Source organism: Chryseobacterium sp. HR92, assembly GCF_045689405.1.
Taxonomy (GTDB): Bacteria; Bacteroidota; Bacteroidia; order Flavobacteriales; family Weeksellaceae; genus Chryseobacterium; species Chryseobacterium viscerum_A.
The window spans coordinates 2,952,959-2,967,724 of sequence record NZ_CP139139.1 but is presented as its reverse complement, the minus strand read 5'-3'; the positions used below and the strand labels follow the sequence as shown (position 1 = coordinate 2,967,724).

Annotated in this window: 12 protein-coding genes and 1 tRNA gene; 7 read left to right on the top strand and 6 right to left on the bottom strand. The window is 34.6% G+C overall.

Features of this window, described 5'->3' with window-relative positions:
- The first annotated feature begins 92 nt into the window (after positions 1 to 92).
- Together SFA27_RS13440 and SFA27_RS13435 are read left to right on the top strand one after the other, a co-directional pair.
- Entirely contained in the window at positions 93 to 632 is a 540-nt protein-coding gene (locus SFA27_RS13440; protein ID WP_407292660.1) for a TMEM175 family protein, read from the top strand.
- Positions 633 to 1,645: 1,013 nt separating this feature from the next.
- Positions 1,646 to 1,721, top strand: a tRNA-Lys gene (locus SFA27_RS13435).
- Between the two features lie 210 nt (positions 1,722 to 1,931).
- Here SFA27_RS13435 and SFA27_RS13430 read toward each other — a convergent pair.
- Both SFA27_RS13430 and SFA27_RS13425 read right to left on the bottom strand, forming a co-directional pair.
- A complete protein-coding gene (locus SFA27_RS13430; protein WP_407292658.1) occupies positions 1,932 to 2,201 on the bottom strand; it encodes a GNAT family N-acetyltransferase in 270 nt (89 codons plus the stop codon).
- Positions 2,202 to 2,266: 65 nt separating this feature from the next.
- Positions 2,267 to 2,407, bottom strand: a complete 141-nt coding sequence (locus SFA27_RS13425; protein ID WP_407292656.1) for a hypothetical protein — start codon at positions 2,405 to 2,407, stop codon at positions 2,267 to 2,269.
- Between the two features lie 413 nt (positions 2,408 to 2,820).
- Here SFA27_RS13425 and SFA27_RS13420 point away from each other — a divergent pair, with 413 nt between their 5' ends.
- From SFA27_RS13420 to SFA27_RS13410, 3 genes are all read left to right on the top strand, one after another.
- Positions 2,821 to 4,311 carry a hypothetical protein gene (locus tag SFA27_RS13420; protein WP_407292654.1) on the top strand — a complete coding sequence of 497 codons (1,491 nt, stop codon included), beginning with the start codon at positions 2,821 to 2,823 and terminating at the stop codon, positions 4,309 to 4,311.
- Positions 4,312 to 4,474: 163 nt separating this feature from the next.
- On the top strand, positions 4,475 to 5,899 hold the full coding sequence (locus tag SFA27_RS13415) for a hypothetical protein (protein ID WP_407292652.1): 1,425 nt from the start codon (positions 4,475 to 4,477) through the stop codon (positions 5,897 to 5,899).
- Positions 5,900 to 6,541: 642 nt separating this feature from the next.
- Positions 6,542 to 9,544 (top strand): reprolysin-like metallopeptidase, encoded by a 3,003-nt coding sequence (locus SFA27_RS13410; RefSeq protein ID WP_407292650.1) that lies wholly within the window; start codon positions 6,542 to 6,544, stop codon positions 9,542 to 9,544.
- Positions 9,545 to 9,638: 94 nt separating this feature from the next.
- Here the strand turns inward: SFA27_RS13410 and SFA27_RS13405 are convergent, their stop codons facing one another.
- Entirely contained in the window at positions 9,639 to 10,805 is a 1,167-nt protein-coding gene (locus SFA27_RS13405) for an FAD-dependent oxidoreductase (protein ID WP_407292648.1), read from the bottom strand.
- A gap of 27 nt (positions 10,806 to 10,832) precedes the next feature.
- A complete protein-coding gene (locus SFA27_RS13400) occupies positions 10,833 to 11,588 on the bottom strand; it encodes a helix-turn-helix domain-containing protein (RefSeq protein WP_407292646.1) in 756 nt (251 codons plus the stop codon).
- 276 nt (positions 11,589 to 11,864) lie between these two features.
- Between SFA27_RS13400 and SFA27_RS13395 the strand changes: the two genes are divergently transcribed.
- Both SFA27_RS13395 and SFA27_RS13390 read left to right on the top strand, forming a co-directional pair.
- On the top strand, positions 11,865 to 12,446 hold the full coding sequence (locus tag SFA27_RS13395) for a Crp/Fnr family transcriptional regulator (RefSeq protein ID WP_047375561.1): 582 nt from the start codon (positions 11,865 to 11,867) through the stop codon (positions 12,444 to 12,446).
- A gap of 63 nt (positions 12,447 to 12,509) precedes the next feature.
- Positions 12,510 to 13,445 (top strand): ketopantoate reductase family protein, encoded by a 936-nt coding sequence (locus SFA27_RS13390; protein ID WP_407292644.1) that lies wholly within the window; start codon positions 12,510 to 12,512, stop codon positions 13,443 to 13,445.
- A gap of 176 nt (positions 13,446 to 13,621) precedes the next feature.
- On the opposite strand, the gene SFA27_RS13385 is transcribed toward SFA27_RS13390, so the two are convergent.
- Together SFA27_RS13385 and SFA27_RS13380 are read right to left on the bottom strand one after the other, a co-directional pair.
- Complete coding sequence (locus tag SFA27_RS13385) at positions 13,622 to 13,972, bottom strand: 4Fe-4S dicluster domain-containing protein (protein WP_149388834.1); 351 nt, start codon at positions 13,970 to 13,972, stop codon at positions 13,622 to 13,624.
- A 206-nt stretch (positions 13,973 to 14,178) separates the two neighbouring features.
- Positions 14,179 to 14,763, bottom strand: a complete 585-nt coding sequence (locus SFA27_RS13380) for an NADPH-dependent FMN reductase (RefSeq protein WP_264518203.1) — start codon at positions 14,761 to 14,763, stop codon at positions 14,179 to 14,181.
- Positions 14,764 to 14,766: the final 3 nt, after the last annotated feature.

Sequence of the window (14,766 nt, the reverse complement as noted above, 5' to 3'; positions counted from 1 at the left end):
TTATTGAACCCCTTAACAACGTTTATTTGAACCATGAAGAAATAAACAGGAAAATTGGATTAGGTAATTTTACTGTTTAGTTATTAATGACTATGAAAAAAGAACGATTAGATGCCATTACGGATGGGATAATGGCTGTGATAAGCACTCTTATGCTTATGGATATCAAAATACCAAATTTATCATTTGCACATTTGCCTGGTATTTTGTATCAGATATTTGTTTATGCCATGAGCTTTGTGACTGTAGTCATTGTATGGCTTAATCATCATCGTATCACGTTGCATAAAGAGAAGATAGGGATCAATTCTGTTTGGATTAATTTCGGATTATTGTTTGTAATATCATTTATCCCTATTGCTACAGCGCATTTAAGTGAATCTTTTTTTGATACTTCTAACCATATGTTCTATGGTGTTGTTACGACATTGGTTGTACTTTTCTACGCAATCTTTCAGGAGTGTATTACCCGATCAGAAAATGAAAAGAATATACGGTTTGACCGGAAGATGAGTTGGTTGACAATGGGACTTTATCTATTAAGTATTCCATTAAGTTTGATAACCGTGTATATATCCGGGACTATTTTTCTTTTCGTACCTGCTCTATATTTTATTCAAAGTAAGAAATAGTAATTTCAACAATATGAAATTCATATAACGATGACAGATTTGAATCAAAGGTAATGAGTGCTACATGCTTACGTTAATTGTATAGTTGTCTTTGTTTGCCATCTTCTTTCAAAGCGGTATTACCATACCTTTTGAGTATGGTAATATCGCTTTCTTAATATTTTCAAGGGACTTCATGGGATGGCTCCTGTCTCTATAATGAAAATTCTTTGATTTATATCATTTTTTTTTAATTAGTTAATAATCTCTGGACTTGGGCCAGAGATTATTTTTTCAGGTCTTGATATACTGAATTATGCCAAATCAAATCACTGTACTCATCATCTGTAATTGGTAATTTAACAGTTGAGAAATATTACAGTTTGAAGGGCATTCACAATCTTAAATAAATTAAGTATGCTTTAGATAATTGAGTAATTTAATAATTTGGAAATTTTAATATTTATTTTGATGAAATTTTCCTTTGAAGGTTTTACAATTAAGAACCCTATATTTTTGAATTCATAAATGTTCTCAATAATTTTTAACAACAAAGATGAACTATCTTTTACTTTCATTGAAAGTTGGCCAATGTTTTCCGTAAGGGTAATTAGGAGTTTCAATATAAATGAATCTTTCTGAAAAGAATGATAAATATGTTTAATTTATAGGATGATAATTTGCACGCATTTAAAAATGACTTATTGAGATGGATATAGATCATCAAGAATACTTAGTTTTCTTAAATCTTCCAATAAAGAGTTCGAGTTTTGTACCAGCCGGGTCACTAGTAAAATGGATTACTCAGTTAAGTAATCCATTTTTTATTGGAATTGTATTTTCTTATTCATTTTATAACATTTGAATTTCAAATGATCTGCTCTTCAATAGAGCATGAAATTTTTGTCTCTGATTTTGTAAAAGTTAGCATAATTTGGTTCATAAAATGTCTGGAAAGTATTGTGAATAAAGAAAATGTTTCTATCTTTGCAGTCCCTTAAACAAAGGGATTTACTTAAAAAAAGTAAGTGGCCGACTCGGTAGCTCAGCTGGTAGAGCAATACACTTTTAATGTATGGGTCCTGGGTTCGAATCCCAGCCGGGTCACCAAAACCTGTTCAGGTTTTAAACAGTTAAAAAGGCGCATAAAAATGCGCCTTTTCTATTTAATATCATTTTAATGCTGCGACAGGTTTATGGATTATATATAATCTATGAGCATAGCAGTATTTTATTTATTGCTCAATGGTTCTGAAGCAATAAGCGGAGGAAGACAGGAACAGTAAATTTTTCATCATTGGAATTTAATAATAAAAAAAATTACTTAGGAACATATCTCATCTTGATTTCTTCAGAAGAAGTATGCAGTATTTCCTGAAATCCTATTTTCCGGTATAGATTGTAAGCCTTATCATTTCCGGGAATAACCTCTAGAATGATTTCAATACCATTAAATTTTTGAAGGACTTCGGTAATAACAGATTCAATCAATCCCTGGCCAATATTTTTTCCTTGAAACTCTCTTTTTACATACATCTGATAAATACTTCCGGTATTGTTTTCATTTTTAATAAAAGTACAGATACCCACAAGTTCCTGCTGAGCAAAAGCTCCACATACAAATCTTTCCGGTGTTTGTTCTTCAATATCGTTTTCTATCCGAAATTTTCAATACTAAGAGCTTTCTGATAGGTTGCTCCAAAAGATTCAGGGAATTTTTCCAGACTTTCCAGGCGGATAGCCCTGTAAATTCTACTTTCTTCAGGGATAAGTTTTCTATAATTAATATCTGTCATAGTCATTAGATTAATCATTTTCATTAATATCCGGATACAAATATGTAGATTATTTTGAACTTCTTTTTGGTATGGCCGGTTGAATTTCAACAATTATATTAAAACTAAACGATGCATTTGTAACAAATTTCATTTCAGTTAGTCTTATTATAAACAAAAGCAGTCATTTTTTTGATCGGAAAAGGTTATATATTCATCCGGAAAGTTAAAAAAAATGTTTGTTTAAGGGGGAATTTTGATACTTTATTTAAATGTTACATTTTTGCAAAATTAACTGCTTATTCCATCATAAGCATGATAAATTATGTATATTTATAACACTTATTGGGGAATAATAATAAAAATAACAGTAGAAATTTATTAACATGTTTCAAAGGAACATGCGTAGGTAGATATAGGGAAAAGTGGTACTGATGGAAAGAATTAATCTGATCATTCTTAAGAATAAAAAAATACATTCAAAGGAAATAAAAAAGATAATAGCCTGTACAATCTGCATAGGGTTATTTTTATGTATGCTTTCGTGCAGCCATGATTCTCAGGATAAAGAAAGAGAAAACTTTGATGTTTCTTTATTAAACCAGACTTCAGACCTTCAGTTGTCAGGGGAGTATGAAGCTCTTGTCCGGCTGAATATAAAATACCTGAAAAAGGCTGCGAAAATGAAGTATAAAGCCGGAAAAGGCCTTTGTTACCTGAATATGGCAGGGGTGAATGTCTCAGCAGGAAATTATGATAAAGCCCGCTTTTTTTTCAACAAAGCAGAGAAAGATTTGAAAAACTCTGAGAATAATTATCATAAAGCAACATTCTATAATGACTACAGCCTGTATTATTCTCATCTTAAAATAAATGATAAGGCTATTGAATGTAATAATAAAGCATTTTACTATTTAAAACAGGCTGCAAAAACTAGTCTTGCCCGAAAACTTCTTCCGAGACTGTACGTGAACAAAGGAATTTACTATGCCTGGAAAGGGTGGTTCGGAACTTCTTTAAAATGTTTTACCAAAGCGAATGTACTTGAAAACTCCGCCTATAGTAATTGTATGGTCGCCCAATACTATTTATTTGTTCACAAGCCTGATTCTGCAGGAATATATATTGAGCGGGCTGATGAGAAAATGCTAAGCCAAAAGACAACTGATGTAGAATCCCTCTGGGTTTATTATACCATGGGTTACTACTATAATGAAGTCAATAACAGTGAGCAGGCTGAGAAAGCACTTAGAAAAGCATTGGACATCAATATTAAAACAAGACGTACTTATTCTTCACATATAAAAGAGGTTTATATGGCACTGGCAGAACTGTATAAAAAAAAGAATGACGGCGGGAAAGCTTATTTCTATCTGAAAAAGTATATGGAAGAAGAAGGTAGATTTGATGCCGCAAGATTTACCGCAATGAATAAAGCAACCGAGGATTTTATTTCTGAAGTAAAACAGGAGTCGGACTGGCATAAAAATGATCTCCCACTATTCATTGCCTTATCTATTGCTATTCTTACCTTTTCAGGAGTATATGTCCGGAAAATAATTAATAAGTTAAAGCTGAAGAAAAACTCTTTAAAAGAAGAGACAGATGAACTAAAAAACCATGTGGAGACTAAGCAGCTGGAAGAAGTAATAGAGCTTGCCAAACGAAATGATTCTTCTTTTTTATTAAAATTCAAAGAACTATATCCTGATTTTATAAAATCACTTCTGAAAATCAATCCTGACCTTGAAAACTCAGAACTGGCTTTCTGTGCCATGCTGAGACTTCGTTTTTCTGCTAAAGAAATTGCAGACTATACTTTTGTACAGCACAGATCTGTACAGCAGAAAAAATACAGAATAAGAAAAAGACTGAATATTCCCGGAGAAACAGATACTTATGACTTTTTTGAAAACTTAACATAATAAGAATATTTCTTCACAATAAAAGATGCCGGATTCTGTTTTATAAAAAATTTTATTGTTGATCTCGCCAGAAGTATCATTAAAAAAATAGAAGAGAATGCATTCTGAGAGATCATTATTAAATCATAATTTATACAGAAATTTAGCTTAAATAAAGAAACATATGATACGTATTTTTCTTATTGTTTTACTTATTATTTTAGTTTCTTGCCATTCTCATTCAAAGAAAGAGGCTGAAAAGAAATTTGATATTTCTTTGCTGAAGCAGAATGAGAAATTCAGAGTGGCCGGAGAATATGACTCTCTGATCAATCTCAATAAAAGGTATTACAAATTAGCCGATAAAATAAATTATGCGGATGGAAAAGCACTATGCTACATCAATCTGGCTGAACTTAATATTTCATTAGAAAATTTTCAGAAATCTCAGATTCTTTTTGATAATGCAAAAGAAATTCTGGATCATTCAGAAGATAATTTACATAAGGCCAGATTTTATAATGTTTATGGCCGGTTCAATATAGAACTCCGAAGGGTTGACAAAGCTTTTCAATATAATAATGAAGCGATGAGCCTGATACAGAAAAGCAGTCAATCTGAGCTTAAAAATGATCTTCTTTTCAGTATCTATTTCAGACAGGCTATTTATTTTATCCAAAAAAAGAATTACGAAAAAGCACTCGAATATTTTCACAGGGCAAAAAAAATGGATAATACAGGTCTTACCGATTGTGCTATAGGGGATTATGTTTATATGCATAAGAATAAAGACTCTGCATACAAATATGTAACTACTGCTTATAATAAAGCTATTATAAGAGGAAAAGAAGATGGAATTGCCTTGTATGCCAATACGATTATGGGAGAATATTTTCTTACCAACAAACAATATGATAAGGCAGAAGAGACACTTAAGAAAGCCTTGAAGATCAATGAAAAAACCAAACGCATCTATGCCTATTACGGCAAGTACATCTATAATGATCTCAGAATGTTGTATGAGCGCAGAGGAGATAAAGAAAAAGCATACCTTTATTTGAAAGCATATACAGACGCTTATTATAAAACCAACACATCTTTACTGGCTACAATTAATCAGGATATGGAATCTTTTATTACGGGAGCTCGCCAGGATGAAGCCCATCATAAAAGTAAAATATACTGGATTATCTTTCTGTCATTGGCAGGTCTTTCTCTGCTGGGATTGTATGCCTGGAGAATTATCAGTGCTTTGGGAAAAAGAAAAGAGGTACTCACTATAGAAGCCGAAAATCTGAAAATCAGGATGAATGACAATAAACAGGAAGAGATCATAGAACTTGGTAAAAAGAATGATCCTGAATTTCTGAATCGGTTTAAAGAAGCTTATCCTGAATTTATAGATCGACTTTTAACGATCAATCCCGGCCTTGAAACCTCTGAATTAATTTTTTGTGCGATGCTGAAACTTCATTTTACCTCCAAAGAAATTGCAAATTATACTTTGGTTCAGCACAGAAGTGTTCAGCAGAAAAAATACAGAATAAGAAAGAAACTGAATATTCCCGGAGAAACAGATATTTATCATTTCTTTGATACCTTGAAATAACTCAAAAAAAAACTGTCTGATTCATCATGTCAGACAGTACTCGAAATATTCTCTTTTCACCACTTGGAATTTTTTTGTGGTCTCTTGTTCAAATATGAAAATTTTTAACGAAAACAAGAAAAAAAGCTATACTACACAAATACTACATCATATATTTGGGTTTTTAATTAATTGATAATTAATCAATTATGTTTTCTGTTAAATTTGTAGATATATTTTAAAAAAAAGACTAAACAATTTTAAGCAAGCCTTTTTTTTCGCTTTTGTTTTTAAATAATAAACTCTTTTAAGATGTTTTTTAGTCTGATTTTCAATGTTTTTTCCATCAGTATTTTGATAAGAACACTCAAATAATTTTATCTTTTCAAAACCTTTAAAGATTGATAAATAATTATGGTTAAAATATAAATTATTGATATTTAATTATTTACAACAGTGTTGTATCTATGTAGTATTACCTTTTTTTGTTTTTTATTCAAAAAATATAAGCTTTGTGAAGAGTTTTATTATGAATGTCATATGATATATTTTGTTTTATTGAATTTATGGTAATAGTTGATAGTGTTTTTAAAAAACCAATTCAGAATAATCCTTTCAATAAAAATTGCAATGTATTCTCCCAAAATTACTTTAAATAGTTATATGAAAAAAAGAATTTTATTAGTTTGCGCGTTAGCGTCTTGTTTTACGGTTTTCAATGCTCAGAGATGGGAATCTGTCTCTCAAAAAACCTCACAGATAAGAAAAGGAGTAGATGTACAGCATTCTTACAGAGTGGATCTGAAGTCTCTTAGAGAGATGCTGAAAAATGCTGAAGAAACGGGAAAAAATGCACGCCCTGTCATTGTTTCCTTACCAACAGTAGAAGGAAAGATTGAAAGGTTTGCTGTCTATAGCAATCCAGTAATGGATAAATCGCTTGTAGACAAATATCAGCTAGGATCTTATGTGGGAGTTGGTGTAGATGATTCTTCTAAATATTTAAGATTCAGTACTTCTCCAACGGATATGCAGTCTATGATTATTAAAGATGGTGTATTTCAGTTTATAGAACCGATAAGTGCCGATAAACAGACTTATGGAGTATTTTATAAAACAAAGAATGAAGGAGAGCATGGTTTTAAATGTGATACAGGAGAACATGATTTTAAGGATATTAATAAGTTGGTAGCGAATGGTAAAAAAATGCTTTCCGGAGTTGGAATTACGAGCAGACCCACCAATACGAAATACAGAAATTTTAGAATGGCATTGTCCGTTACCGGAGAATACAGCCAGTACCAATTAACAGCAGCAGGTACTCCTGCTAATGCCACGGATGATGTAAAAAAAGGAGTTGTTTTGGCAGCAATGAACAATACAATGACCCGCATAAATGGTGTTTTTGAACGTGATTTTGGTGCTCATTTAACAGTTCAGAACCTTCCTCAGCTTATTTATCTTGATGCTGCATCTGATCCTTATACAAATAATTTAAACCTTCAACTACAACAGACGCTTACTTCTGAAGTAGGAAATGCTAACTATGATATTGGGCATGTTCTTAATCAAAATGCAGAAAGAAGCGGAAATGCAGGAGGAATTGGAATTGTTTGTACAGATCCTGCAAATAATACAGATATAAAAAAAGGTTCTGCTTTCACACAAGGGCCTATCCCGGTAGGTGAAGTTTTTGACTTTACCGCAGCACATGAAATGGGACATCAGCTGGGTGCTAACCACACATTTTCAAATACTTCTGCTACAGATGCAAATCAGGGAGCGAATGTAGAACCAGGAGGCGGAACAACCATTATGGGATATGCAGGGATTACCTACGATAATGTGCAGGCTAATGCAGATGGATATTTTCATTACAAGTCAATTGATCAGGTGCTGACTAATTTAGAGAACAAACCTAACTGTGGAACATCTCAAAATATTACTAATAATACAGCTCCGGCAATTAATCCATTGTCAGCTTATAGCATTCCTAAAGGAACGGCTTATTATCTTGAAGCTTCTGCTACAGATGCTGAAAATGATTCTGTAAACTATACCTGGGAACAGAATGACAGTACAGATGAGTTTTCTACGATCTCAGGAGATAGCGGATGGGGATATAATCCTAAAGGTACCTTAACAAGATCAGTTCCTGGTACACCAGCCGGAAGAAGATATTTTCCTAAGTTGGAGACTGTGATGAGCGGAACACTTACAGATAAGCAAGGATGGGAAACTGTATCGTATATTCCAAGAACATTGAATTATGCAGTAACGGTAAGAGATCTGAACGCTCAGCGCCCAATGGTTTCAACTTCTACAACTACAGTGACAGTTGGGAATGATGGGCCTTTCAAATTCAATGGGCTTACTACATCTTCTGTGTTATATAATGATGCTGTAAATAAAATCTATTGGGATGTTGCCAATACGAATGCAGCGCCTTATAATACAGCGAGTGTGAAAATAGATTATACTACAGATAATGGTACAACCTGGACAAATCTTATTGCAGCAACTCCTAACACCGGAAGCTATAGCGCACAAATGCCGAGTAATCTAAGTGGGGCTGTAAAGCTAAGAGTTTCAGCTGTAGGTAATGTATTTTATGCAGTATCTCCTTCAATTACTGTTGGTAGTGCCCCTACATCTAATACATCTGCTCCTACAGGTATTGCGGCTATTGATACTGAAATTTTCAAAACAACTGCACGAGTGTCATGGAACAGTGTTCCGGGAGCTACTTATTCTGTTAATTACAGAAAAACGGGAACAGCAAACTGGTCTAATGCAGTTAGTCAGGCTAATTCTATAGTACTGAATAATTTAGAAGATGAAACCAATTATGAGGTTCAGGTTGCTGCGGTAGTTAACTCTGTTGCCGGGATTTTTTCTAATAATTATACATTTAAAACGAAAGGATTAAAAACTGGAGTAGATTATTGTATATTAAACTCAGGATCACCTTACTTAGGGGCAATTTTGAAAGTTGCAGTTGCTAATATTAATTATACTGATCTTACAGCAAGATCTTATAAAGATTTAAGTGAGGATCCAAGCAAGATTGTTAATTTGACACAAGGTAATACCTATACAATTTCACCAAACATAGGGAATTTATTACAAGACGGTATGCCGGTAAATTTATCTGTATGGATTGATTACAATAGAAATGGAACTTTCGAAACATCAGAAAGAGTTGCTCAGGCATCCGGGACGTCCCCTAAAGGGAATGTTGGAATGGGTAATATTAACTTTACAGTTCCATCAACTAGCTATGCCGGAGATAAGTTGTTACGAATGAGAATTATTGGTAAATATTCAACGACAGCTTTGGCTAATGTATGTGGTGAACTGGCAAGCGGTGCAGGTGGTATTATGGATCTTCCCGTGAAAATTACAGCCAATACGCTCGCTGTGAGAGAAGCAGCGGAAACCAAATCTTCAGACATAACTATTTACCCTAATCCTGCAGATACATTTGTAGAAGTGAAAAACCTTAAAGGTAAAGCAGATTACAAAATCTACAGCGCAGATGGAAGATTAGTTCAGGAAGGTAAAATTGAAGGTAAGATCAACGTTGCTTCTTTGGTAAAAGGAATGTATGTGATCACTATAAAAGATGACAAGAATACTTATAATACTAAGTTAATCAAGAAATAACACAAATGAATCTCCGCATCAGGATCTAAAACGCGGAGAGAAAAAAGGTTTATTAAACCTAAAAAGGCTGTCTCTGGTTGAGGCAGCCTTTTGTTTATGATGAAGTCAGGTGACCATTAAAGAAGTCGAGCATGGTTGCTAATGACTTTTCAGAATGCATCCGTTCTCCGTTTTCAAGGGATTCCTGCGTAGAAATGGCTGCTCTTTTGCGCATATGATGTTCATAGCCGGAAATGGCGTCCTGTAATGTGCTGTAATTATTACTTGTTAAATATTCGCTCAGTTCAAGGGCATCCAGCATAGCCATATTAGCACCTTCTCCTGCAAATGGAGGCATTACGTGTGCGGCGTCACCAATAAGTGTTAGATTAGGTTGTGCTTCCCAGGTCTGATCTGAAGGCATAGAGTAGATCAACCGTGGTATAAACGGAGTTACAGCATTTTCAAACAATTCATCCCAGATAGGGCTCCACCCGGAATATTCTGTTTTGAACCAGTTTAGTACCTGTGAATGATCAGAAAAATCAAGACCACTGTCAGCGGGCCAGTTTTCATCCGCTTTAAAGCTTGCATAAAATCCAAGATCTCCGTTACCTTTCTGGCCAAGCAGAATATTTTTGGTATTTCCGAATGCCATTATTTTTCCACCCTTAATGATGGCATCAATCTGAGGTGCTTTTTCTTTTGAAGCACTACCTTCCAGCATGATGATTCCGGAGTAAATTGGTTTAATATCAGTAAGATATGGCCGTATTTTAGAATTGGCTCCATCACTGGCAATAACAAGGTCTGCATATTCTGAAGTACCGTTTTTAAAATGCAGAAGCCATCCTTCATTTTGACGTTCCATCGTGAGAAAATGACTGTCCCAGACTACGGTTTCAGGATGTAATGATTCTAAAAGCATATTCCTTAGAGGTCCACGGTCTATTTCAGGGCGGAAATGCTCATGTCCAAAATCTTCTTCAGGTTTTGTTTCATGGTCATTAAAAAATATTTCTGCCTTTTCATTCATTATCAGCATCCTGTCTGCTCCGGGGCGGAAGGTCTTTTTAAATTCCTCCAGTAGTTCTGCTTTGCGTATGGCTGCCAGCCCCGAATCTTCATGCATATCAAGAGGTGAGCCCTGTACCCGTGCATTTTTATTGAAATCTCTTTCATATACTTTTACGTCTGCACCTTTCAACTGTAAAAGTCTTGCCAGTGTAAGTCCTGCGGGACCGCCGCCAACGATTGCGATTGATTTATTGTCTATCAGCATTGTTAATTTAAATTTTACAATGCAAATTTATTTTCCTTTCAACACTGATAATAGTACAAATCGGTCGTTTTTATTTTTAGATAATTCTTTAGGAGCAACTCCTGAAAATTTCTTCACTTCCTTGATGAAATGATTCTGATCGGTATAATTGAGTTCAGGAAAGAGCCTTCCTTGTGCTATATGTTCCAATGACGCTCTGAAACGCAAGATAGTAGAGTAGGCTTTTAATGACAAACCAAGTTGTTTGGTAAAATAGCGGTTGATCTGTCTGCTGCTCCAGCCTGTTTTTTCAGAAAGTTCTTGTACACTCATTTCACCTTTTGAGGTATAAACCAATTCAAAAAGCCTCTGTTTTCTTTCATCAAGCTTTTGAGGAAGCAGTTCTTTTATTTTTTGAGTTGCTTTTGTACTGCAATGGTTAAAATCCTTTATATCATCAGCTTTAAAATTCCAGAAATCAGGAGAAAGTTCTTTTCCGATATTCAATAAATCTGCGATGGAAGTATTCAGAATATATTCAACAGCAAGTGGTTTAAAGCTGACGATAAATGCAGTTGTATGGGGAGCTATGTACCTTTGTTCAGGATATGTTTCCAGTCCGAGAAGGGTAATATGAAAAGGTTCTGAAGCTGATTGTGAAAAAAATAAATCAATTCTTCCGTCAGGAATGATCACCACTTCTTTAGCTTCATCTGAAAGGTTCTGAAAAGTTCCCAGATTTTCAACGAAATCTGCGATCTCTTTATCAGGTTCGATGAAATTATAAATGAAGCCATTGTCCATAATGATTTCCTTTTGCAGGCTATTTTTTGCTGAAGAAAAAGTACAAAATTTGTTATAAACTACCAAGATATTCTTTATTGTACAGGATTGATTAAAACAAACATTAAGGTTTTCAGTACAATAATAACCGATTACTTTTATTTAAAGATAAAAATGTAAAAGCTTATTGGATAATATTCTAGAATTAAAAGCTTTTGCGCTTTACTTCAAGGTTTTTAAATACTATTTTTGTTACAGATAGTTTTTAAAACTAAATGTATAATAGCTCTTATTCTCATGGACAAATCATCAATTAACACCTACTTTCATTCTTTATTCAGTATCAAAGCTGAGGTGGTTGAAAAAATTACTGAAAAATTCAGCCATTTTGAGTTAAAAGCCAATACTGTTTTGCTGGATAAAGATGCCATCAGTACCAATACATACTTTCTGGAGAAAGGTTATGTCCGGTCGTATATATTGAATGAGGATAATGAGGAGATAACCACCAATATTTATACAGCCCCCTGTTTTGTTAATGATTTTCTGTCTTTTTTCAAACAACAGCCTACCAAAGAAATATACCAGACCGTGACTGAATGTGTTTTCTGGGAAACAGGATTGGAAAATGTACAGCATAACTTCCATAATATTCCTGAATTCAGAGAGTTTAGCAGACTTCTTTTTGTCCTGAATTACTATAATATTCACGACAGACTGATAGAAATGGCCAGTCAGAAGGCTTCTACAAGATATTTTAATCTGATGAAGAAAGATCCGGATATTTTTCAGCATGTTCCTTTGAAGATAATTGCTTCTTATCTGGGGATCAAAGACAGTTCACTGAGCCGGATCAGAAGAGATATTCATAAAATTTAATTTCTTTTCATTTGTCAAGTGATATTTCAGAAATCATCACTGATCTTTGCTAAAAATAATTTCATGAACAAAAAGCATATTGTCGTTGTAGGATTAGGTGGAGTAGGCGGTTACTTTGGTTTTAAAATAAATCAGACCAATGAAGCTTCCGGAAAATATACTGTTTCTTTTGTTGCCCGCGGAGAAACCTATGAAAAAGTAAAAGAAAACGGATTAACTCTGCTGTCTCCCGAACATTCCAATAGCCAAACGCATCCTGATGCTGTTGAAGAAAACATCAGTGATATTCAAAATCCTGATCTGGTGCTGATTTGTGTAAAAGAATATGATCTTGAAAATGTATGTAAGCAGCTGCTGCCAGTCATCAATAAAGACACGATATTGCTTCCTATGATGAACGGTGCAGATATCTATGACAGAATACGTAAAATAATTCCTGAGCATACGGTTCTCCCAACCTGCATCTATGTAGCTTCTCATATTAAGGAAAGAGGAACTGTGGAGCATAAAGGAAAAGCAGGGAAAATGATTGTGGGGAGAGATCATGAACATTTTTCTGCTCCTTTAGAATGGATTACAGAGCTGTTGAATGAAAGTAAAATTGATTTTGATTTTAAAGACAATTCATTATCGGATATCTGGACGAAATTTATTTTCATTGCCAGTTTCGGATTGGTAACAGCTAAGCATAATTCATCTATCGGGGCGGTATGCACAAATGAGCAGCAAAAATATGAAGCCACCGAAATTATGAAAGAAATAAAGCAGATTGCAGTTCAAAAAGGAATTTCCCTTCAGCACGATATCATCGATAAAACTTTTGAAAAAGCATCTACATTTCCTTTTGAAACCCCGACTTCTTTACAGCTGGATATTCATTCAGGAAAGAAAGAAAATGAGCTGGAATTATTTGCAGGAGCTGTTTTAAAATATGGGGCAGAACTTGGTATTGAAACTCCTTTTACTCAAAAAATCTACACGGAGATTAAAGAAAAATAGATTTGGGCTAAAGCCGAATGAAAAAGAAGGATAAAAAGGCGGGTTAAAACCCGCCTCTATTGAAAATTAAATATAAAAGATAGAAATTTCTTAAGAATTCCCGGATTCCATTCACAGTTGATCACATTGCAGAGTTCTAATTACAAAATGACACTGATGCACGCTAGTGTCAACTTTTAAGCATTGTGCATGAACTTCTGCCGGTCTAATAATACTTCATCCGTTTCGCGGTGATCAGGATCATCTATACAACAATCTACCGGACATACAGCCTTGCACTGGGGTTCTTCATGAAACCCCTTACATTCCGTACATTTTCCGGATACGATATAGTAAACTTCGTCTGAAACAGCTTCATTATAAGTATCAGCATCAGCTTCCGTACCGTCTGGGAATGTTATATGACCTGAAAGTTTTGTTTTGTCTTTCCAGCGCCAGTCGATGGCTCCTTCGTAAATGGCCGAATTGGGACATTCAGGTTCACAGGCCCCGCAATTGATACATGCATCCGTTATTTTTATAGCCATATTATGTATGTTTAGAAGGTTTTAAAAAGGGATTTCTTTAACGTTGAACGGTTCGGAAATCCCTGCTAAACTTAATTACAGCAGTTCAACACTGTTCTTTGAAAATAAGCAGCATAAAGCGTGCTAATTTTTATTTTTAAATCATTAATCTTCAGTAATTTCTGCCTTAAGCCTATCAATATGAGCTGTAAACTGAATCTGGCAGGTTAATCTGCTGGGCTTATTAAATCTGAAGAATTCAGGCTTTCTATTTTTCTTGAGGTTGCAATACTGATAAGTTTATCAAACTTACCGGAATAGAGTTCCGAAATTTCAGTTGAATGTTCCGGATCAAATAATGATGATCTCACAATAGGAACACTGAATGGTAATGGCCATGCTCTTAGTGACTTGGCGATAGAGTCCATAGTATTGATTCCCTGCATGGCCTGAAGACCATCTGCCCAGCATACCAGTCCGACAGTTTTATCCGTGAGGTAAGGTTCGTATCTGTTGGCAGTCACTTCAAGCCAGTCCAGACAGTTTTTCATCACGCCCGGAATACTGCCATGATAAAGCGGAGCCAGCCAGATATGCAGCTCAGCATCGGTGAACATCTGGGTCATGCGCTCTACAGCCAAAGGAGTTTTGGTAAGTGTAATATCAAATAGCGGAATACCGGAATCAGCGAGAGTAAAAATATCAGTATGAATTCCCCGTATTTTCAGACGTTCTGAAAAATAGTTGGAAATCAGTCCGGAAGTAGATTGTGTTCTTCTTTCCAGAGATCCGTTGAATATGATTGCTTTCATTTT

Coding starts and splice junctions, on each gene's coding strand:
- SFA27_RS13440 (WP_407292660.1), top strand. CDS start 93: ATGAAAAAAGAACGATTAGATGCCATTACGGATGGGATAATGGCTGTG.
- SFA27_RS13425 (WP_407292656.1), bottom strand. CDS start 2,407: ATGACAGATATTAATTATAGAAAACTTATCCCTGAAGAAAGTAGAATT.
- SFA27_RS13420 (WP_407292654.1), top strand. CDS start 2,821: ATGGAAAGAATTAATCTGATCATTCTTAAGAATAAAAAAATACATTCA.
- SFA27_RS13415 (WP_407292652.1), top strand. CDS start 4,475: ATGATACGTATTTTTCTTATTGTTTTACTTATTATTTTAGTTTCTTGC.
- SFA27_RS13410 (WP_407292650.1), top strand. CDS start 6,542: ATGAAAAAAAGAATTTTATTAGTTTGCGCGTTAGCGTCTTGTTTTACG.
- SFA27_RS13405 (WP_407292648.1), bottom strand. CDS start 10,805: ATGCTGATAGACAATAAATCAATCGCAATCGTTGGCGGCGGTCCCGCA.
- SFA27_RS13400 (WP_407292646.1), bottom strand. CDS start 11,588: ATGGACAATGGCTTCATTTATAATTTCATCGAACCTGATAAAGAGATC.
- SFA27_RS13395 (WP_047375561.1), top strand. CDS start 11,865: ATGGACAAATCATCAATTAACACCTACTTTCATTCTTTATTCAGTATC.
- SFA27_RS13390 (WP_407292644.1), top strand. CDS start 12,510: ATGAACAAAAAGCATATTGTCGTTGTAGGATTAGGTGGAGTAGGCGGT.
- SFA27_RS13385 (WP_149388834.1), bottom strand. CDS start 13,972: ATGGCTATAAAAATAACGGATGCATGTATCAATTGCGGGGCCTGTGAA.
- SFA27_RS13380 (WP_264518203.1), bottom strand. CDS start 14,763: ATGAAAGCAATCATATTCAACGGATCTCTGGAAAGAAGAACACAATCT.